Annotated in this window: 17 protein-coding genes and 1 pseudogene; all 18 read left to right on the forward strand. The window is 64.8% G+C overall.

What is annotated here, in order from left to right; genetic code table 11:
* A pseudogene (locus VGE27_RS00980) lies at positions 1-292 on the forward strand (type IV pili twitching motility protein PilT); the annotation flags it as partial.
* Positions 293-365: 73 nt separating this feature from the next.
* Positions 366-1724 (forward strand): acetyl-CoA carboxylase biotin carboxylase subunit, encoded by a 1359-nt coding sequence (accC, locus tag VGE27_RS00985; RefSeq protein WP_331047758.1) that lies wholly within the window; start codon positions 366-368, stop codon positions 1722-1724.
* Positions 1725-2471 (forward strand): 2-phosphosulfolactate phosphatase, encoded by a 747-nt coding sequence (locus tag VGE27_RS00990; protein WP_331047759.1) that lies wholly within the window; start codon positions 1725-1727, stop codon positions 2469-2471.
* Between the two features lie 75 nt (positions 2472-2546).
* On the forward strand, positions 2547-4961 hold the full coding sequence (locus tag VGE27_RS00995; RefSeq protein WP_331047760.1) for a DNA translocase FtsK: 2415 nt from the start codon (positions 2547-2549) through the stop codon (positions 4959-4961).
* Between the two features lie 189 nt (positions 4962-5150).
* Positions 5151-8075: a TonB-dependent receptor gene (locus VGE27_RS01000; RefSeq protein ID WP_331047761.1), complete on the forward strand. Its 2925-nt coding sequence runs from the start codon at positions 5151-5153 to the stop codon at positions 8073-8075.
* A 108-nt stretch (positions 8076-8183) separates the two neighbouring features.
* Positions 8184-8969 carry a glycerophosphodiester phosphodiesterase family protein gene (locus tag VGE27_RS01005; protein WP_331047762.1) on the forward strand — a complete coding sequence of 262 codons (786 nt, stop codon included), beginning with the start codon at positions 8184-8186 and terminating at the stop codon, positions 8967-8969.
* 248 nt (positions 8970-9217) lie between these two features.
* Entirely contained in the window at positions 9218-9556 is a 339-nt protein-coding gene (locus VGE27_RS01010; RefSeq protein ID WP_331047763.1) for a YraN family protein, read from the forward strand.
* Between the two features lie 143 nt (positions 9557-9699).
* On the forward strand, positions 9700-10728 hold the full coding sequence (recA, locus tag VGE27_RS01015) for a recombinase RecA (RefSeq protein ID WP_331047764.1): 1029 nt from the start codon (positions 9700-9702) through the stop codon (positions 10726-10728).
* 142 nt (positions 10729-10870) lie between these two features.
* On the forward strand, positions 10871-11527 hold the full coding sequence (locus tag VGE27_RS01020) for a regulatory protein RecX (RefSeq protein WP_331047765.1): 657 nt from the start codon (positions 10871-10873) through the stop codon (positions 11525-11527).
* Positions 11528-11638: 111 nt separating this feature from the next.
* Positions 11639-14425 carry an alanine--tRNA ligase gene (gene alaS / locus VGE27_RS01025; protein WP_331047766.1) on the forward strand — a complete coding sequence of 929 codons (2787 nt, stop codon included), beginning with the start codon at positions 11639-11641 and terminating at the stop codon, positions 14423-14425.
* Positions 14426-14430: 5 nt separating this feature from the next.
* Positions 14431-14763 carry a hypothetical protein gene (locus tag VGE27_RS01030; protein ID WP_331047767.1) on the forward strand — a complete coding sequence of 111 codons (333 nt, stop codon included), beginning with the start codon at positions 14431-14433 and terminating at the stop codon, positions 14761-14763.
* Between the two features lie 34 nt (positions 14764-14797).
* Entirely contained in the window at positions 14798-15541 is a 744-nt protein-coding gene (locus VGE27_RS01035; RefSeq protein WP_331047768.1) for a tyrosine-protein phosphatase, read from the forward strand.
* An 80-nt stretch (positions 15542-15621) separates the two neighbouring features.
* On the forward strand, positions 15622-16377 hold the full coding sequence (locus tag VGE27_RS01040; RefSeq protein ID WP_331047769.1) for a glucose 1-dehydrogenase: 756 nt from the start codon (positions 15622-15624) through the stop codon (positions 16375-16377).
* Positions 16377-17696 (forward strand): hypothetical protein, encoded by a 1320-nt coding sequence (locus VGE27_RS01045; RefSeq protein ID WP_331047773.1) that lies wholly within the window; start codon positions 16377-16379, stop codon positions 17694-17696. The genes VGE27_RS01040 and VGE27_RS01045 overlap by 1 nt, the downstream gene beginning before the upstream one ends.
* Positions 17693-18223: a hypothetical protein gene (locus VGE27_RS01050; protein WP_331047770.1), complete on the forward strand. Its 531-nt coding sequence runs from the start codon at positions 17693-17695 to the stop codon at positions 18221-18223. The genes VGE27_RS01045 and VGE27_RS01050 overlap by 4 nt, the downstream gene beginning before the upstream one ends.
* Positions 18220-19611 (forward strand): replication-associated recombination protein A, encoded by a 1392-nt coding sequence (locus VGE27_RS01055; RefSeq protein ID WP_331047771.1) that lies wholly within the window; start codon positions 18220-18222, stop codon positions 19609-19611. The genes VGE27_RS01050 and VGE27_RS01055 overlap by 4 nt, the downstream gene beginning before the upstream one ends.
* A complete protein-coding gene (locus tag VGE27_RS01060) occupies positions 19608-20111 on the forward strand; it encodes an LEA type 2 family protein (protein ID WP_331047772.1) in 504 nt (167 codons plus the stop codon). The genes VGE27_RS01055 and VGE27_RS01060 overlap by 4 nt, the downstream gene beginning before the upstream one ends.
* Positions 20112-20219: 108 nt before the next feature.
* On the forward strand, positions 20220-21500 hold the full coding sequence (gene hflX / locus VGE27_RS01065; RefSeq protein ID WP_331047774.1) for a GTPase HflX: 1281 nt from the start codon (positions 20220-20222) through the stop codon (positions 21498-21500).
* Positions 21501-21525 lie beyond the last annotated feature (25 nt).

Raw genomic sequence — 21525 nt, forward strand, 5'->3', positions numbered from 1 at the left:
TCGTGTTCCCGCCTGTGAGATTCTGGTCAACACCGAAGCGGTCCGCGACCAGATCCGCGACCTCTCGGCTGCGCTCAACATTCCCGACCTGATCAAGGAAGGCAGTGTGGCGTACGGCATGCAGAGCTTCGACCAGTCGCTGATGAACTGGTACTCACGCGGCATCATCTCGTACGAGGACGCGCTGTTCAACGCGACCAATCCGGCCGAGTTCGCCCTGCGTGTGCAGGGTGTCGATGGCGCGAGCGACACGGCGTTCGACGGCTTCCGACCGGGCAGCGCGGCCGCCTAATCGGCTGCGTAACACGGTTCGGCGAGCTGGAGCAGGACTGGCGGGAGGGCGTAGACCTCGCCACCATTACGGGATGTTCAAGAAAGTCCTGATCGCCAATCGCGGCGAGATCGCCCTCCGCGTCATCCGCGCCTGCCGTGAGCTCGACATCCAGACGGTGGCCGTCTACTCCGAGGCCGACCGCGAGTCGCTCCACGTGCGCTACGCCGACGATGACGTTTGCATCGGTCCTCCGTCGGGACGTGACTCGTACCTCAAGATCACCCGCTTGATCGCGGCCGCCGAAATCACGGGCGCTGACGCGATTCATCCGGGCTATGGCTTCCTGGCTGAGAACGCCGAGTTTGCGGAGACCTGTCGCGCCTCGGGAATCACGTTCATCGGCCCGACGCCAGACCAGATCCGCACGATGGGCGACAAGGCGTCGGCCCGCCGCGCCATGCAGGATGTCGGTGTGCCGATCGTGCCGGGTTCACCGGGCCCGGTCGAAGATCCCGAAGAGGCGCTCGAGTTTGCCCGGTCGATCGGCTTCCCCGTCATCATCAAGGCCGCGGCCGGTGGTGGTGGCAAGGGCATGCGCGTGGCGCGCGACCCGGATGACTTCCTCCGTTCGTTCCAGCTCGCGCGTTCCGAGGCACTGTCCGCCTTCGGCAACGGCGACGTGTACGTGGAGAAGTTCCTCGAGCGTCCGCGTCACGTGGAATTTCAGATCCTGGGTGACACGCACGGCAACGTGATCCACCTTGGTGAGCGCGATTGCTCCGTGCAGCGTCGCCACCAGAAGCTCATCGAAGAAGCGCCGTGTCCGGTCATGACGCCGGAGTTGCGTGAGCGGATGGGTGAGGCCGCGGTGCGTGGTGCGAAGGCGATCAACTACGTCGGCGCCGGCACCATCGAAATGCTGCTCGATGAAGATGGCTCGTTTTACTTCATGGAGATGAACACGCGAATTCAGGTGGAGCATCCGGTCACGGAACAGCTCACCGGCGTGGACCTCGTGAAGGAGCAGATTCGCGTGGCGGCGGGCCTGCCGCTGACGGTGAAGGAGCTGCCGCCGTTCCGTGGTCACGTGATCGAATGCCGCGTGAATGCCGAAGACCCGTCGCGCAACTTCCAGCCGTCGCCCGGCAAGCTCGAAGTGTTCCACCAGCCCGGTGGCCCGGGCGTGCGCATCGATACGCATGCGTATGCTGGCTACACCGTGCCGCCGTACTACGACTCGATGATCGCCAAGCTCATCGTGCAGGGCTCCACGCGTGAAGAGGCACTCAAGCGCATGCAGATCGCGCTCGAGAGCTTCGTGGTGGAAGGTGTGAAGACCACCATGCCGTTCCTGGCCCGCGTGATGCAGCACCCCGGCTTCCAGGCCGGCAAGGTGCACACGAAGTGGCTGGAATTCGAAGGTGCCGACCTGCTCAAGGAGCCGAGCTAAGTGCGCATCGATGTGCTACTCGGCGACGCACCGGTGGTGCCCGCCGATGTGGCCGATCGAGTGGTGGTGGTGATCGATGTGCTGCGCGCGGCTTCCACGGTGGCCGCTGCGCTGGCCCATGGGGCCCGGGCGGTGATTCCGTTCGAGACGGTGGAAGAGGCCGTGCGGCGCTCGCGCAGCCTTGTACGCAGCGAAGTGCTCTTGGCGGGCGAACGGCGCATGGTGCGCATCGACGGCTTCGACCTGGGCAATTCGCCGCTCGAGGTCACGCCCGAGGTGGTTGATGGCAAGACCATCCTGTACACGACCACGAATGGCACTCAAACACTGGCCGCATCGCATGGCGCGCGGCTGTGTTTCTTCGCGGGCTTTGTGAATGTGTCGGCCACCGTGCGTGCAGTGCGGGCGGCGTTGAGCGAGACGACCAACGTGCTGATCCTCTGTGCGGGGCATGAGCGACGTTTGGCGCTCGAGGACATCGTGTGCGCAGGACGCCTGGTGCGAGGCATTGCACAGGGGCAGGAGCAGATGACGCGCGGCGACGGCGCACGCGTCGCAGAACTGGTCGAGCGTCCATTCGTGGGAGGCGTGTCCTCGGTGGCCCACGAGGCCTCACATGGCCGATCCCTGTCGGCGGCGGGCTTTGATGCCGATGTCACGGCGTGTCTAACGCTTGACCGGTATGATTGTGCGGTGCGCTATCATGACCGTCAGTTGTCGCGACACGGCGTCGCGACGGGTCGCTGAGCGCAGCGGAGCAGGGCAACGACCTGAACCGGCGTTGCCCGACCTGCGCCGACATTGCGTGAGCGGAGCGTGACCGTGGATCGACAACTCCTCAAGCGGGAACTTGGTGCGGTGGCGCTGGTGCTGCTGGCCGTATTCCTGCTTGGCGCATTGGTATTTCAGCGTCCGTTGGACGGCGCCTCTGGCGGTGATTGCTGGGCCTACGGCGGTCCGTTCGGACCTGCGGGGACGATTACACGTTGCGTACTCGTTGCGGCCGTGGGCATTCCCGGCATGGTGATCATCGCGCTCGGCAGCATCGTCGTGGCCCTCGCTCTGTTCGGCCGCATCCGTCGCGCTGACGATGCCAGCGACTGGACCGTGCTGTTCGCGGGCACCGTGGCCCTGGTGCCCATCGCGATCGGTTTGGCACTTGGTGGAGAGCCGGCACCATCTGATGGCGCCGGTCTGTGGGGCAGCCTGGTCGCGCACTACCTGCGGAAGTGGATCGGTCCGGCTGGTGCATGGATATTCTTTCTGCTCGCGACCAGCGTGCTCACCGTGTTCACCCTGCGGTGGAATCCCATCCGTCTACTGATCGGACCGGGGCATACTGACGCGCAATCAGGCGGCGACGTGGCGGCGGTTCTTGGGCCTACCGGGGGCGCTGCCGTTCGTGGTACGGGCCGCAAGCCATCGCTCGCCGAATCGCTGGCTCCAGAACCCGAGGAGATGCCGGCCATTGATCCGGCGCTGGCACGCGACGTGTTGGGTCATGAACTCGCCGCGGCTGTGCCGGCGGCGGATGCGTCCGTGGACGCAAAGGCCGCGAGCGCACCGCGCGCCGATCGCACGAAGGGCAAGAGCAAGGGAGGCGCCGAACAGATGGAGGCCGCCCTGAACCCTTCGCTGCAGACGGCACTCGATTCTCAGGCCGAGGCGGCGGCATATGGTGATGACCTGCCACCAACGGATCTCTTGAGTCCCGCTGAGGTGCGCAACACCGATGCGGGCAAGCGCGAGCTCGACCTCGCTGGCGAGAAGCTCATGGCGGCATTGCGCACCTTCAAGGTGGAAGGCACGCTGGCCGGGCGCACCAGCGGTCCGACCGTGACGCAGTTCGAGATCGAGCCGGCAGCGGGTGTGAAAGTGCGGCAGATCGCGGCCCTCGCCGATGACCTGGCCCTCGCCATGCGAGCGCCGAGCATTCGCATCGTGGCACCCATTCCGGGTCGTGGCGCCGTGGGTGTGGAAGTCCCCAATCCGTCACCCGAAATGGTGGTGCTGCGTGAAGTGCTGGAGTCCGCGGAATTCCGGCAGGCCCGCGCGGCGCTACCCATCGCACTCGGCAAGGATCTCGAGGGACGGCCGGTGGTGGCGGACCTCGCCAAGATGCCACACCTGCTCATCGCCGGTTCCACCGGCTCGGGTAAATCGGTGTGCGTGAACACCATCATCACCAGCCTCGTGTACCGGCACACGCCGGCCACCCTGCGCTTCCTGATGGTCGACCCCAAGATGGTCGAGCTCAGTGTGTACAACGCACTCCCGCATCGTCGCCACAAGGTCATCACGGACAACCGTGATGCCGCGGCGGTGCTCAAGTGGGCGGTGATGGAGATGCAGGACCGCTATCGACTGTTGGAAGCCAATGCCTGCCGCAACCTGCAGGAGTTCAACAAGCGGGTGACGCAGCAGGAGAGCGGGGAAGGGCAGCCGGTCATGAAGCCCCGCAGTCCTGATGTGGCATTCGAGGATCGCGCTTACACAGGGGGCGTGCTGCCGTACATCGTCGTCGTGATCGACGAAATGGCCGACCTCATGATGACGGTGCAGGGCGAGGTGGAAACACCCATTGCCATGCTGGCGCAGAAGGCGCGTGCGATCGGCATCCACCTGATTCTCGCCACGCAACGTCCGAGCGTGAACGTCATCACGGGTCTGATCAAGGCGAACTTCCCCTGCCGCATTGCGTTCCGTGTGGCGTCGCAGGTGGACAGCCGCACGATTATCGATGGTGCCGGCGCCGAGTCGCTGCTGGGCAATGGCGACATGCTGTTCATCCCACCGGGCAAGTCGGAAGCGTCGCGATTGCAGGGCGCCTACCTTTCCAGTGAGGACACCGAGCGGTTGCTGAACTGGTATCAGCAAGCACGCGAACGAGCGATCGGCGAAGCGGCTGCGGGCGATATGCTGGCCGGTGAAACGGATATCCTGGAAACGGTGCGCGCCGCCGAAGCGAAGGCGAACGGTGGTGACGACGAAGACAGCGATGGCGGTTCAGACGATCGGGATGCCCGATTCCGAGAGGCGGCTGAGGTGGTGATCCAGCATCGCCAGGGGTCGACGTCCCTGTTGCAGCGGCGGCTCAAGATCGGGTACGGACGTGCGGCGCGTATCATCGACCAGCTGGAAGCGGCCGGTGTGCTGGCCCCGTCGGAAGGGGCAGCACGTCCACGGGACGTGCTGGTCGGTGTGCAGGACCTCGACCGGATCTGCGGAGAATCCTGACGGTAACGTCAAGTTTTTTACGTAATCGGGCCGTCGGCGTATTGACGGCGTGAAAGGTCTCAATGAACATTGGTGCAACGGATGGGCCCTGTCGTGTCGTCGAATGCACAGACGGGCCCACCATGACCGACTACTCCCTCCTGTCGGTCATCGGACCTCGTCGTCCAATTCCTCCTACTGAGGTGTGCGATGTCCTTGCTCCTCCGACGTGTGTTGGCCTTCACCGTGTTGGCGCTGGGCGTGTTGCCCGCCGCCGCAGGTCGATTGGCGGCGCAGTCCGGCACGATCACCGGCAAGGTGACTGACGCTGTGACCGGGCGGCCAATCGAGAATGCCCAGGTGCAGGCCCAGCTTTCGGGTGGACAATCGTACGGCGCCATCGCCGGTGCCGATGGTGCCTTTCGTGTGGTGAACCTTCCTGATGGCAGCTACACCGTGACGGTGCGCGCCATCGGATATGATCAGAAGGTGTTCCCCGACCAGCGTCCTGGCGCCAACATCGCCGCCGCGCTGTCCGAGCGCCCCACGCAGCTCAATCAGACGGTCGTCACGGCCAGCCGTAGCCGTCCGGAAAAGGCGCTCGATGCGCCGGCGCAGATCTCGGTGGTGTCGAGTGAGCGCATCGAAGAGCGCCCGGCGGTGACGGTGACCGATCACCTGCGCAGCACGCCCGGCGTGGATATCAGCCGCGGCGGTATCGCGCAGTCGAACGTGGTGGCACGCGGCTTCAACAACGCGTTCAGCGGCTCCATGCTGATGCTGCAGGACTACCGCTTCGCTGGTGTGCCGTCGTTGCGTGTGAACGTGCCGTTCATGTTCACCGGTACCAATGAAGACATCGACCGCATGGAAGTGTTGCTCGGACCCGCGTCTGCGCTGTACGGTCCGAACAGCTCCAATGGCGTGCTGCACGTCATCACGAAGTCGCCGTTTGCTTCACAGGGCACGACGATCAGTGTGGACGGTGGTGAGCGCTCGGTCATGCGGGCGGGCGTCCGCCATGCTGCGAAGCTGAGTGATCAGTTCGCGGTGAAGCTTTCCGGCGAGTACATGCGTGGCAAGGACTGGGAATTCACCGAGCTGGCCGAGCCGGCGGTGTTCCCGTCGACGACCGATGTCCCGGCATCGCGGCGCGGTAAGGCCAACGACCGCAATTTCGACCTGGAGCGGTACACGGGCGAAGCGCGCATGGATATCCGGCCGACGGCGAACACCGAAGCGATCACCACGGTCGGGTACACCAACATCGGCAGTGGCATCGAGTACACGGGCGCCAACGGCGCGGCGCAGATCAAGGGGTGGACCTACACCAGCCTGCAACAGCGTTTCCGCTGGAACCGGCTGTTCGCCCAGGCGTTCGTCAACATGAGCAACGCCGGCAACGACAACGCCCAGTCGGACGAAGGCACCTACCTGCTGCGCTCCGGCAAGCCCATCGTGGACAAGTCCAAGGTTTGGGCGGCGCAGATCCAGCATGGCTTCGACCTCGGCACCAAGCAGAGCTTCACGTACGGTTTCGACTACATCGCCACGAACCCGGAAACGGGCAACACCATCAATGGTGGCAACGAGGCGGTGGACAACGTCACCGAATACGGTGGCTACCTGCAGTCTTCCACGAAGCCCAACAAGTACTTCGAGCTGCTGCTGGCGGCACGTGGTGACGCGAACAACGTCATCGAAGGGCAGTTCTTCTCGCCCCGCGCCGCGCTGATTTTCAAGCCGACCGAAACGCAGAACATCCGTTTCACCTACAACCGAGCGTTCTCCACGCCGGCCAACTTCTCGTTCTTCCTGGATCTCATCCAGACGCCGAACATCGGCGGTTCGGGTTTTGACCTGTATGCGCGCGGCAATCCGCCGAAGAACGGTTTCCAGTTCAACCGCACCTGCGGCACCGGGAGCCAGTTCGGTTCGTATTGCATGAAGTCGGCATACACGGGACAGGGGCAGTTTGCGGCGACGTCGGCAGCGGCGGCATTCCCAGGTGCGGTGCAGGCGCTGTCTTCACGCCTGACGCCGGGGATCGCGGCGGGCCTTCAGGCGCAAGGCTTCACGCAGGCTCAGGCTCAGGGATTGGCGGCGGGGATGGTGCAGTATCTGGCATCGCGTACCCCGACCAACGCGGATCTCGCGACGCGCGTCTCGTACATCTCCAGCGCGACGACGCCTCTGACGGCCAATGACCTGCAGGACATCAAGCCGTTGTCTGCCTCGTTCAACAACACCTTCGAAGTCGGCTACAAGGGCATCTTCGGCGACCGGTTCCGCTGGGATATCTCCTTCTGGGGGCAGGAGCGTGGCGACGTCGGCACGACGGCGGCACTCTCCACGCCGAACGTCTTCTTCGGTAATCCGACGCAGCTGGGTGGCTATCTGGGCCAGCAGATCGGTGCCTTCCTCGCTACGCAGCCTGGCGTGCCGGCAGCGGCCATTCCGGCCCTCGCCGCCGGATTGGCTGGCTCGCTCACACCCAGCGTTGCCGGTCTGCCGCTCGGCGTGGTGACCTTCGCCAACGGCAACACCGCGCCCAACGCGATCTACGCCACCTACCTCACGGTGCCGGGCAAGATCTGGGTGAGCGGCCTGGATTTGGCCACGGACATCGTGGCGACCGATCGCCTGACATTCGACATGGCGTTCAGCTGGCAGAACCGCAACGTCTTCAACAACATCGCTGGCGGCAATAACCTGCCGCTGATGTCCAACTCGCCGAATTCACGCGGTGCGCTGGGCATGCGCTACCGCAATGAAAGCAACGGCATGGGCTTCGAGCTGCGCACGCGCTACAACGAGGCGTACCCGGTGAACTCCAGTGTGCATGCCACCAACTACGCGTTCCCGATCGCAGCGGGACGTCCGGGCGCGGCGCCCAACCCGGCCATCGGTGCCAACCGCTGCTCGCCGGTGGGCGTTGGTGCCTACTGTTATGCCGGCGTGCCGGAAGCCGTCACGTTCGATGCGCAGGTGTCCAAGCGCTTCGACCTCGGTGGCAAGCAGAAACTGCTGTGGTCCATCAACGCGCAGAATATGTTCGACAACCAGGTGCGCACCTTCCCGGGCATGCCCGAGATCGGCCGCATGGTGATGACGCGCCTGCAGTACAGCTTCTGAGTTCACCGCCGTGTCCGGTCACTACCGGGTCACGACTGTGATCTACCATCGATACATCCCGCGGGACGACGCCACAGGCATCGTCCCGCGTGGCATTTTTCGAGTGTCATGATCCTGCTCGATCCTTCCGCGCGGCCGATCGTCGGCCACCGGGGCAACCGCGAACATGCGCCCGAAAACACCATCCCTTCCTTGCTGGAGGCGGTGGCGCTTGGCGTGGACGCGGTGGAGTTCGACCTGCACGTGACGCGCGACGGCGTGCTGGTTCTCATGCATGACACCACCCTCGACCGCACCACAGACGCTCGGGGACCGCTGGCCGCGCGCTCACTGGCTGAGCTGCGTGAAGTCGACGCCGGTGCGCGCTTCACCCGCGACGGACGCACGTTCCCATGGCGAGGTCGTGGAGTAGGCATCCCCACGTTTGACGAAGTGGTGGAGGCGTTGCCGCGCGACCTGCCGCTCATCATTGAGCTCAAGACTCCGGCGGCGGCGCCGTTCCTGCGAGAGGCCATCGCACGGCATGCACTGGGTGGTCGCATCATCGTGGCCGGGTTTGATGCTGCCTGTACGAGTCCGTTGCGCGGATGCGGATTTGCGCTGGGTGCGAGTACTCCCGATATGGTGGACATCCTGTTGCCGTCGCTGCTGCGCCGCAGGCTGCGCGCGCCAGTGTTTCAGGCGATGTGCATTCCGCCGGTCTACCACGGTATCCCCGTGCCCATCGCAGCACTCGCCCGTGCTGTGCGGCCGCATGGTGTGGCTACGCACATCTGGACCGTGAATGAACCAGCCCATGCGCTCAAGCTGTGGCGGCGCGGGGTGAATGGCATCATCAGCGATGATCCGGGGGCCATTCTGTCTGCGCGCGAGGGACGGTATCCGTCGGTTTGAACAACGGGGGAACGCAGATTGCACTGATCAAAGACACAAACACACAGATGCTGCGAGCGACGTGTTTTTTGCCTTTGTTGACGTTGTCTCTGTGAGTTTCTCAGTGGGATCTGTGCAGTCTGCGTTCCCCCGCTGTTCAATCCCGCCGCGCCGCGTCGGGATGATGATGCAGGCAATGTTCTGGTGACAGCGATTGGTGCTGGCGGTGCTACACTCTCGCCATGACACGAGCGAGACAGGAACTCGGATTGCTTGGTGAGCGCATCGCCGCACGTTGGCTGATGCGCGATGGATGGCAACTCGTCGCGCATCGCTTTCGCCACGGGCATCGCGATATCGACCTCGTCATGCAGCGCGACCGCGAGGTCGCGTTCGTGGAGGTCAAGGCCCGAAGCGGCGAGGCCTTCGGGACGCCGGTGGAGGCGGTGCACGCCCGCAAGCGGCGGGAATTGGTCCGTTCGGCGAAGGTCTGGGTGGATCGGCACGGTGCCGAAGGGCTGGAATACCGGTTTGACGTGGTCGGCGTGCTGATTGACGGTCAAAATGTCCGTGTCAGGCACATTGAAAGGGCCTTCGAACTGTCCTGAATTCGGGCAGATAAGGCAGTTGTCCACATCGCAACTTCTTCGTACTTTATTCGGGTCTTGGTCCTGCCTGCGTTCACCCTAGATTCTCGCGGGCCAGGGCATGGTGCTTCACTCCTCACGACGGCGGTCTTATGGCGGGCTCAGTGATAACCGACGACAAGCGCAAGGCCCTGGCGCTCGCAGTCGCCCAGATCGAAAAGAGCTGTGGCAAGGGCTCGATCATGCGGCTCGGTACCGACGCGAAGGTGCGGGTGGAGTCCATCCCGACCGGTGCGATCAATCTCGATGCCGCGATTGGCGTTGGTGGCATTCCGCGCGGCCGCATCACCGAGATCTACGGCCCGGAATCGAGCGGCAAGACGACGCTCTGCTTGCACGTCGTGGCCAACGCGCAGAAGCAGGGCGGTGTCGCCGCTTATATCGACGCCGAGCATGCGCTCGACACGGAATACGCCAAAAAGCTGGGCGTGGATGTCGAGAACATGCTCATCTCGCAGCCGGACACGGGTGAACAGGCGCTCGAGATCTGCGAGATCCTCGTACGCTCCGGCGCCGTCGACGTCATCGTGATCGACTCGGTGGCCGCGTTGGTGCCGAAGGCGGAAATCGAAGGCGATATGGGCGATTCGCACGTGGGCCTGCAGGCGCGCCTGATGAGCCAGGCGCTGCGCAAGCTCACCGGTGCCATCGCCCGGTCGAAGGTCTCGGTGGTCTTCATCAACCAGCTGCGTGAGAAGATCGGCGTGATGTTCGGCAATCCGGAGACCACCACGGGTGGCAAGGCGCTCAAGTTCTACGCGTCGCTCCGACTCGACATCCGCCGCATCGGTCCGGTGAAGGAAAAGGAAGACGTGATTGGTTCGCACGTCCGCGTGAAGGTCGTCAAGAACAAGGTCGCGCCGCCGTTCAAGCAGGCCGAGTTCGACATCATGTATGCGGAAGGCATCAGCCACACGTCGCTGCTGGTCGATATCGGTGTCGAGTCGGGCATCATCGACAAGGCGGGCGCCTGGTACAGCTACGGCACCCAGCGTATCGGGCAGGGCCGTGAGAACGCGAAGATGTTCCTCAAGGACAACCCGGCGCTGATGGCCGAGGTCGAGGACAAGGTGAAGACGGTCCTCGGCGTGAAGAACGGTGAGACAGGGGCGGGAGAAGACGCCGAGGATTGATCGGCCGTTTTTTGCTCGACCAGATATTGTGAAAGGGCCGAGGGGTGGCTCGCGGTGGGAAGTGGTGCCCGGATCACCACGGCTCATTGTGAGTTGCCCCTCGGCTCTTTTTCTCCCTGCACCCGCGTCCGACAGGTCCATCGTGGAAGCGTTGCTCGTCAAGTCGCTGCGGGAATCGCCGCGGCGCCCCGGCCGGTACCTGCTCGAATTGAGTGACGGTCGGGATCTGTTGGTGGGCGTGGCGATCCTGAGTGACACGGGTGCCACCCGCGTAGGCGCCTCGCTCACGGTGGAGCAGGTCGCTCGGCTCGAAGACGAATCGGTCATCATTGGGCTGATGGATCGGGCCATGGATGCCTTGGCACGCAGCCGACGTACGCGCAGTGAACTCGAAATGCGCCTGCGACGGCGAGAGGCGACACCGGCGCAGATTCGCGTCGCGCTCGATCGTCTCGAGGCGTCAGGCGTGCTGTCCGACGAGGCGGTCGCCCATGCGGAGGCCGCTTCACGGTTACGAAAGGGGGAGGCGCCAGCGCGTGTCCGTCAGCAACTGCGCAAGAAGGGCGTTGCCGCCCAGCGGGTGAGCGAGGCCGTCACGTCGGCGCTCGATGAGGCGCGTCAGGAGGGCTTCGACGAGGCCGGTGCGTGCCGGGCGGTTGCCGAGAAGCGGGCGCGATCGCTGTCGACACTGGAGCCCGCGGTGGCCGAACGTCGCCTGATGGCCTACCTGCTGCGCCGGGGGTACTCGGGGTCGATCGTACGCCGCGTGGCGCGGGACGTCTTGCGCCGCACGGAATAGGCATAGCGAATCACCGACGTCAGGCGGTATCGAGGCACTCTCGCAAATTCGGTCGACAATCACGCGATCGTCACCACTGTTGCGCCCCGACGCGTCTATATTTCCGGGCCTATGAACGCGTCCGAGATCCGCCACCGATTCCTGGCCTTCTTCGAGAAGAACGGCCACGCCATCCGCCCAAGCTCCTCGCTTGTTCCGGCCGATGATCCTACCCTGCTGTTCACGAACGCAGGCATGGTGCAGTTCAAGAAGGTCTTTCTCGGGATGGAGGACGCCCCCGAAGGAAAGCGGCGAGCTACCACGTCGCAGAAGTGTGTGCGTGCCGGCGGCAAGCACAACGACCTCGAGCAGGTGGGGCATACCGCACGCCACCACACGTTCTTCGAGATGCTCGGCAACTTCTCGTTCGGTGACTACTTCAAGCGCGAAGCCATCAAGTTCGCGTGGGAGTTCATCACGGAAGACCTGAAGATTCCGCGCGAGCACCTGCGCGTGACGGTCTTCCACGAGGACGACGAAGCGCGTCAGCTCTGGAAGGACGTGGCCAACGTGCCGGAGAACCGCATCTACGGACTCGGCGCCAAGGACAACTTCTGGCAGATGGCTGACACCGGCCCCTGTGGCCCGTGCACCGAGATCTATGTCGATCTCGCCAAGGTCGCAGCCGACTGGGCCTTCCCGGCTGATGCATCGGGCGAATGGACGAACACCGAGATCGAGGACTATTCGCTCGACGCCTTTGTGGAAGGCGCCGAAGCGGGTCGCTTTCTGGAGATCTGGAACCTCGTGTTCATGCAGTTCGACCGTCAGGCAGATGGCACGCTGGTGCCGCTGCCCAAGCCGTCGGTGGACACGGGCGCGGGTCTCGAGCGCATCGCGGCAGTGCTGCAGGGCGTGACCAACAACTTCCACACCGATCTGTTCCGACCGTTGATCGCGAAGGTCGAAGACGTGGTGGGGATTGGTTACCCGTATCGTCCGGGCGTGGGGCTGGGTAAGGCGTACGGCAAGGATGGCCAGGAGATCGATCCGGCATCATTCCGCGTCCTGGCCGACCATGCGCGTGCGGTGGGTTTCCTGTTGGCCGATGGCGTGTTCCCGAGCAACGAAGGCCGTGGCTATGTGCTGCGCCGTATTCTGCGCCGCGCGGTGCGTCACGCGTGGCTGCTCGGGCGTCGCGAGCCCACGCTGGTGCATGTGGTGGAGGTGCTCATCGACACGATGCGCGACCTGTATCCCGAGCTGCATGTGCGCCGCAAGCACATCATCGAAACGACGCGCGCTGAGGAAGAGCGCTTCCTGGCGACGATCGACGCGGGTATGTCCCGCTTCGAAGAGCTGGCGCCGGCGCAGTCCACGCAGGGCAGCACTGCCGTGCGCGGGACGCTGTCGGGCGAAGATGCTTTCCGTTTGTACGACACGTTTGGCTTCCCGATCGACCTGACCGACCTGATGGCGCGCGAGCGTGGCTATCTGGTGGACATCGCGGGTTTCGAGCGTTCGCTGCAGGCGCAGCGCAAGCAGTCGCAGGATGATCGCAAGTCGCGTCAGATCACCGTCAGCGCTGATGACTTTGCCGATCCCACGCACTGGACGCACGACCAGCAGCATCAGGCCGCGCTGGGTCAGTTTGTTGGGTACGACACCATCGAGATCGATACGATCGTGACCGCCGTGCGGCAGCTGCCCGATGGCCGCGTTGCCGTGATGCTTCGCGAGTCGCCGTTCTACGCCGAGTCTGGTGGTCAGGTGTCCGACCACGGCACGATCACCGGCGAAGGCTGGACCGTAACGGTGAACGAAGTGCGCAAGCTCGATGGGCGCATCGCTGCGATCGGTGCGTCGACGGGAGAGATCATCTTCGGCCGAGCACATGCGGCGGTGCCGCGCGACCGCCGGCGCGATACGGAGCGCAACCACACGGCCACGCACCTGCTGCATGCGGCTCTGCGGAAGGTGCTGGGCGACCATGTGCATCAGGCAGGCTCGCTGGTGGCGCCCGATCGCCTGCGATTCGACTTCACGCACCACGGCCCGCTGACGGCCGATCAGTTGGCGACCATCGAAGCCGACGTGAATGCCGGTGTCTGGTTGGGCGCACCGGTGAACACCCGCGAAGAGTCCTACGTGGACGCGGTGGCCCGCGGCGCGATGGCGCTTTTTGGCGAAAAGTACGGCGACGTGGTGCGCGTGGTGGAGATTCCTTCCTTGTCGGTGGAGCTCTGCGGCGGCACGCACGTGCGCAATACGGCAGACATCGGTCTGGTGCGCATCGTGTCGGAGAGTGGTGTGGCGGCGGGCGTGCGTCGCATCGAGGCGGTGACCGGACCGCGCGCATTCCAGTTCCTCGCGGACCGCGAAAAGGCGCTGCTGCAAGTGGCGTCGCGTCTCAAGGTGCCCATGTCTGGTATGACGTCGGGCATCGAGCAGATCGAGCGCAAGCTCGACGCGCTCATGGACGAGCGGAAGCAGCTCGAGAAGCGTCTCGAGGAATCACTGCGTGGCGGCAGCGGCGGTGGCGGATTGGCCCAGCAGCTCATCGCCAAGGCCGTTGATGCCGGTGGCACGCGCTTCATCACCTCCCGCGTCGATGTGCCCGACGTGAAGGCCCTGCAGGCACTCGGCGACGCGGTGCGCGAGGCGCTGGGTAGTGGTGTGGCGCTCTTGGGTGCTGCGCTGGCCGATGGAAAGGGCGCCCTGCTGGCGGTGGCGACCGACGATGTGCGTGATCGCGGTCTGCGTGCCGACGCGGTCGTGCGCGAAGTGGCGGCGACGGTGGGCGGACGGGGCGGTGGCAAGCCGCACATGGCCCAGGCCGGTGTCGAGCCGGCGCAGATCGACGCGGCACTGGCGGCTGGTGAGGCTGTGGTGAACCGTCTCGCAACCGCAGGGGCGTGAGCAGCATGGGTGCGGTGACCGTGGGGGAGTGGTTCGCCCAACTCCAGCCCCATCCCCCCGCGGCCCTGCACGCGCGCCTTTCTGATCTGCTGGCAGAACACGCTGGCAGGCCGGCAGCCGATGTGGCGGATGTTTGCATCGACACCGGGGTAGCACTGCTGGAGCGGATGCTGGCCTCGTCGGATACGGGACGGGACCAGGCGCTCGATCTGCTTGCCGTGGATTCGCTGGTCACATACGCCTTCCAGGCGGCGGCAGATCGTTCGTGGGAGATCGAGGAACGAGCCGCGACCGCAATGGCGCGGATCGCCGCGTTGCCGGTGCGTGCGGGGGAGTGAACATCCCCTCGAGGGATCCTGAGTACGTGACACGATGATCGACATTCATTCGCATCTGTTGCCCGGGGTCGACGACGGATCGCCGTCGTTCGAGGTGTCGATCCCGGTGCTGGAGAAGTTCGCGCGCGAGGGTGTGACCACGGTGGTGTGCACGCCTCACCTGAACGCCGGACAGGCCGCGCAGGCGCCCTACCAGGAGCATCTGGCCATCTTCAGGGCCCTTCAGGCCAAAGCGCCGATGGGGCTGACGCTGGAGCTCGGGTGGGAGATCATGCTCGATACTCCACAGGTGGACCTCACAGCCAAGGAGTTGGCGCTCGGATCATCGAGGGCATTGCTGGTGGAATTCACGCGAGGCGGCTTGCCGCGTGGTGCGTCGGCGGAACTTCGCCGCATCACCCGCATGGGCCGGACGCCCGTTCTGGCGCACCCTGAGCGCTACTTCGGATGCACCATCGAGATGGTGCGCGAGTGGCGAAAGTTTGGCGTGGTGATCCAGACCGATGCCTCGGTGCTGATGGGGCGCGGTGTCCCGTCAGAGCTCGCCCGGGAGATGCTGTCACTTGGTCTGATCGACATCCTGGCCTCGGACAACCACGGCGACCATCGCTCGCTGGCTACCGCAAGGGACTGGCTGCTGGAGCGTGGTGGCCAAGAACAGATGGAGCTGCTGACGAGCGTGAATGCCCGTCAGTTGCTCGACGACGAGGACACCTTGCCAGTGCCACCCCTCGGAGGCGGCATCATGGCGAAGGTCAGACGGATGTTTGGTCGCTGATTTACGGCGACTGCATCAATCGTATGCCGCAAAACAACTTGCGGTTCTTTATGTAAACTTGTTTCTCGGAGACGAACGCGGTGATTTCACTTGTCGGCAAGGTGGCAATCGTCACCGGTGGATCCCGCGGTATCGGTGCGGCTTGCGCCCGCTTGCTCGCGTCCGCGGGAGCGAAGGTGGCCATTGGCTATCGATCCCGCGATGAGGAGGCCCAGCGTTTGGCCACTGAAATCACGTCTCTCGGTGGTTCAGTGCTTCTTCAGAGAGGGTCGCTGGACACACTCGCGGCCAACGAAGGGCTGGTGCAGGCAACCCGCGAGCAGTTCGGTCAGGTCGACATCTTCGTTGGCAATGCCGGGGTCTGGCCGCCCAATCCCCTGGCGATCGAGGCGCTGCCCGCGGACCGTTGGCGGCATACCATGGCCACCAATGTCGACGGCATGTACTTCGGCGCGCAGGCGGTTATTCCGCACCTGCCGGCTGGCGGCCGGATGATCTTCATCTCCAGCACGGCCGGTCAGCGCGGTGAGGCCGGTCATGCAGACTACGCCGCCAGCAAGGGGGCGATGATCTCGTTCGTGAAGTCATTGGCCGTGGAGCTCGGTCCTCGCGACATCACCGTCAACAGCATCGCCCCGGGCTGGGTCGATACCGAGGCGGTGACCATTCCCTTCGCCGATGAAGGTCGCACCCGCATCGAGGCCAATATCCCGCTGCGTCGCGTGGCCTCGCCGGACGATATCGCGGGGCCGGTCCTGTTTCTGGCCAGTCCGCTGGCCCGCCATGTCACGGGAGAGATCCTGAACGTGAACGGCGGCAGTGTGCTCTGCGGGTGATGACGTTCGACGAGCGCGCGCTGCGGGTGCCTGGTCCGGTCATCGAGCTGGCCCGGACGCTTCAGGACGCAGGCTTTCCCACATGGTGTGTCGGGGGAGCTGTTCGTGATGCCTTGCTGGGCCTTCCGCTGCTGGATTGGGATCTCGCGACCGCGGCCACACCCGCCGAGGTTCGCCGACTGTTCCGGCGGACGATTCCGGTGGGGATTGAGTTCGGGACCGTTGGGGTGCTCGATCGCGATGGGCGCATGCACGAGGTGACCACCTTCCGCCGTGATGTGCAGACGGACGGACGTCATGCGGTCGTGGAGTTTGGTGCGTCCCTCGACCAGGATCTGGCGCGACGCGACTTCACCATCAACGCGATCGCGTTCGATCCCATCGCCCGCCGGTTGCACGACCCCTTTGCCGGCCGTGAGGATCTCGTCGCCGGGGTCGTACGCGCAGTTGGTGTTGCCGAGGAGCGGATGCGGGAAGATCGCCTCCGCGCGCTGCGGGCCATTCGGTTCGCGAGCCGTTTTGGCTTCAGTATCGATGCGGACACCTGGCAGGCCATTCGCTCCAGCGCTTCGCACCTGACGCGCCTGTCTCCGGAGCGCGTGAAGCAGGAAATCGACAAGACGCTCGATCAGGTCGAGGCACCATCCCAGGCATTTGGCCGTTGGCGCGACGCGGGGGCGTTCGCGGCGGTCGTCCCTGCGTTGCGCGACGTTTCCGACGACACGCTGGCCGCCATCGATCGCCTGCCGCGCCCCGGCGCGGTGACTCGGCCACTTCGCCGCTCCCTGCGCTTGGCCGCCCTGTTCAGCGAGCTGGAAGGGAAGGAGGCCGAACGCGCGTTGAAGGCGCTGCGGGCGTCCAATCAGGAAATCGGCGTGGTCGGGATCGTGGTCGATCGGTGGCGGCGATTCGGTGCAGAACTCACGGCGCAGCTCACGTCAGGTGGGCTGCCGGGTGATCCTGCCCTGCGTCGGATGGCCGCCGACATCGGCCGCCTGCGCGTGAACGCCTTCCTGCGACTGGGGGCCGCTCTGTGGGCAGGTGACACGCGGATTGCGCCAGCAGTGGTGCGTCAGCTGTTCCGTCGATTGATGCGCATCGCGTTTCGTGATCCCATCGAAGTGGCCGATCTCGCCGTGGATGGTGACGACCTGCGCCAACATGGCCTGCGGGCAGGCCCTGAACTCGGCCGGGTGCTGCAAAAGCTGCGACAGTTGGTGATCGACGACCCCGCCCGCAACACGCGAGATGAGTTGCTGCGTCTGGCCGCCGATCTTGTCGCCTCTCCGTCTGGCGCCGAGGAGCAGGCGGGTTCGTGAGCGAACTCTCTCAACTTCGCCCGGTTGGGTACGGCCGCTTTCGACCCAGTGAAGACTGGTTCGTGCATGAGGTTGAGCGCGAGGTGCATCGTGTACTGATTGGCACCAATGCCGAGCGTGTGCTGGATACGTTGCATGCCCTCTGCACGCATCTCGACCCGGCCATCGACGTTGCCGTGCGCGATGAACGAACCGGCGCGCAATGGGAGGGGCACGGGCTTGCCCTCCCGGACGTGCGCGAAGCCGTGGGCCGGCTGCGCCTCCCCCTCGCGTCGTACGGGGGTGTGGAGCTGTCCCTCTTCACGGGTGACGACCAGCTGTCGCTTACGCCCGAACTCTTGCTGGTGATCTACGCGCGTACCGATCGCTGGACGTTCCTGCTCGAGGAGATGGGGTTCGTGGAGCGCGACCGCGTACCAGCGCCAACGTGGCGACTCACGGCCAACGCATTGCGCCCGGCACCGGCGCTTCAGCAAGCGCTGGGCTCGGCCGCTGCGCGACTCAGTCTGCAGGGCATCGCATCATGAGCAAGCCGACTCGCCCGGCCGGACCATCGTTGTTCGCGTCGCGCGTCGCCGAGCCACTGGCCGCCAGGCTGCGCCCCCGCACGCTCGAGGAATACCTCGGCCAGGAGCACCTGCTGGCGATCGGCATGCCGCTGCGTGAGGCTCTGTCGCGCGGCAAGGTCGACTCCATGGTGTTTTGGGGACCGCCCGGTGTGGGGAAGACCACCTTGGCGCGCCTGCTTGCGCAGTCGTCGGAGTCGGCTTTCGTCAGCTTCTCCGCCGTCAGCGATGGTGTGGCGCGTGTGCGTGAGATCGTCGCCGAGGCGGAGCGGCGGCGCGATGGCGGGCGCGGCACCATCCTGTTCGTTGATGAAATTCACCGCTTCAACCGCGCGCAGCAGGACGCGTTCCTGCCGCATGTGGAAGCGGGCACGGTGGTGTTGATCGGTGCCACGACGGAGAACCCGTCGTTCGCTCTCACCGGCGCGCTATTGTCGCGCGTACGGGTGATGGTGCTCGAAGCCATCCCCGAGTCGGCACTCGAGGGTCTGGTGCAGCGAGCACTCACGGACGCCGATCGTGGGCTGGGTGGGCGCAACCTCACCATCGACGACGATGCGCGGCAGTTGCTCGCGACATCCGCCGATGGTGATGCCAGACGACTGCTCGGTGTGCTCGAAGCGGCGGCGGCACTGATCGACGATGGTGGTGTGATCACGCGCGCGACCGCAGAAGCGGCCATGCAGTACCGGCCGCCACGCTATGACAAATCGGGCGAAGAGCACTACAACCTCATCTCCGCCTTGCACAAAGCGTTGCGAGGCAGTGATCCGCACGGCGCGCTGTACTGGCTGGCCCGCATGATTCAGGGCGGGGAAGATCCCCGCTACATCGCGCGGCGCATGGTGCGGATGGCCACCGAAGACATCGGGCTGGCCGACCCGCAGGCGCTCGGTGTGGCCATGACGGCGGCGCAGACCTACGAGCGACTTGGCAGCCCCGAAGGTGAACTGGCCTTGGCGGAGGCCGCAGTGTATCTCGCGACGGCGCCCAAGTCGGCGCGTTTGTACGAGGCGTGGAAAGCGGCCCTCGAGGCCGCCCACGACACTCCGTCAGCGCCGGTGCCTATGCACCTCCGCAACGCCCCCACCAAGCTCATGAAGGAACTCGGCTATGGGGCAGGGTACCAATACGCCCATACAGTGCCGGAGGCGTACCTGCCGCAGTCGTACCTTCCCACGCAACTTGGGGAGCGCATCTTCTACGAGCCGGGACCATTCGGTTTCGAGAAGGACATCGGCAAGCGCCTGGCATGGTGGGCTTCTCTGCGCGCCCGCGCCGAGGAACAGCCGGAATCGGAATCGCCATCGCGCGAATCACAGAGTGAACCGTCAGGAGAGTCGACGTGAAGACGCAGCAACGCACCCGCCGCTGGACCCCGCGCGCGGTGATGATGGTCACGGTGGGTTTGGGTGTGGCCGTTTCGGCTGCCTGCTCGACGCTGGGTCGGGCCACCTTCAAGGAACCCGCCGTGCAACTGCGCGAGTTCACCATCACTGGCCTCGGTCTGACCGGTGGCAGTGTCGACGTGATGCTGCAGGTGCACAATCCGAACGGCTACAAGCTCGATGCGCTCAAGATGACCTATCAGGTGGATGTGGACTCCATCAAGCTCGGTGACGGTGAGCTCGACGGACGCTTCGTGGTGCCGGAAAAGGACTCGGCCATCGTGCGTCTACCCATCCGGTTCACCTATGCCGGGCTCGGCGCCGCCGGCCGCTCGATGCTGAATGCCGGCACCATCAACTATCGCGTGCGTGGAGACTTCACGGTGGCGACGCCCATCGGCAATTTCACGCGCCCCTACGATCAGCGTGGCCGCTATTCTTCGGTAGCGGGCAACCGGTAGCCGCCAGAACGATTCAGGCGGCACCGGACGCGGATCAATCTTTCTGCAGGTAGCCAGACAATCAGTCGCGAACCGATTTCCCTCACGCCCCCCGTTGAGCGGGCGATCCTGGTCAGCGCGCCATTCAAGCGCAGCGGCGCGAAGCACTACGTCGATGAACATCTCGAAGAGCTCGCGCGACTGGCCGATACCGCCGGTGCGGAGGTCGTGGGCACGCTCACACAGCAGCTCGACCGCCCGCACCCGGCCACGTACCTCGGCACCGGCAAGGTCGAGGAGCTCAAGCTGCGCATCCAGGAGCTGGGTGCAACGCTGGTCATCTTCGACGATGAACTCACGCCGGCGCAGGGCAAGAACATCGAGTTGATCGTGAACACGCGCGTGATGGATCGCGCGGAATTGATCCTCGACATCTTTGCCACGCGCGCGCGCTCGAGCGAAGCACGCATGCAGGTGGAGCTCGCGCAGCTCGAGTACATGCTGCCGCGACTCACCCGCATGTGGACTCACCTCGAGAAGATGCGCGGTGGTATCGGCATGCGCGGTCCGGGTGAAACACAGCTCGAAACGGACCGTCGCCTCATTCAGCATCGTATCCGGGTGCTCAAGGAGCGTCTGGCCGACGTCGAGCGCGCTCGCGAGATCCAGCGACAGGGTCGCCGTTCGGCGTTCCGTGTGTCGCTGGTGGGCTATACCAATGCCGGCAAGTCATCCGTGTTGCGGTCGCTGGCGAATGACGGCGCGGTGTTCGTGGAAGACCGGCTGTTCGCCACCCTCGATCCGCTCACGCGTGAGGTGGATGTCGGCGATGGGTACACCGTGCTGCTCACCGACACGGTAGGCTTCATTCGCAAGCTGCCCCACCATCTTGTGGCCTCATTCCGCGCCACCCTCGCCGAGGCACGCGAGGCTGACTTGCTGCTGCATGTGATAGACGCGAGTCACCCAGCGTGGGAGGAGCACCGCGATGTGGTGGACGGTGTGCTCGCCGAGTTGGGCCTGTCACAGCGCGCAACGCGGTATGTGATGAACAAGATGGACGCTGTGCCGGAGGAGTTGCGCAGCGGAGTACAGGCGCGTGTTGCCAATCTCATGCCGGATTCACTGTTCGTTTCGGCCATCCAGCCGGGTGGACTGGATGGACTGCGCACAGTGCTTCGTGAGAGTCTCAAGCGTCAGCGTCCCGTGCTGGAGGTACGCATTCCGGCGGCGAATGGCCGGTTGATCGCCGAGGTGCATCGCGACGGCGAGGTGCTGGAGCAGCGCCTCGACGAAGACCTGGTCATTCTCCGGGCACGTCTCGACGAGCGGGCGATCGGGCGGCTGCGGCAGGCGGGAGTCAGCGTCACGGTGACGCAGGCGGCGCGTCCGTTGGTCAGCACGCTCTAGACGCTGCAGTCGATTGGCAGAAAGA

It is taken from the genome of Gemmatimonas sp. (genome assembly GCF_036405635.1).
Lineage (GTDB): Bacteria > Gemmatimonadota > Gemmatimonadetes > Gemmatimonadales > Gemmatimonadaceae > Gemmatimonas.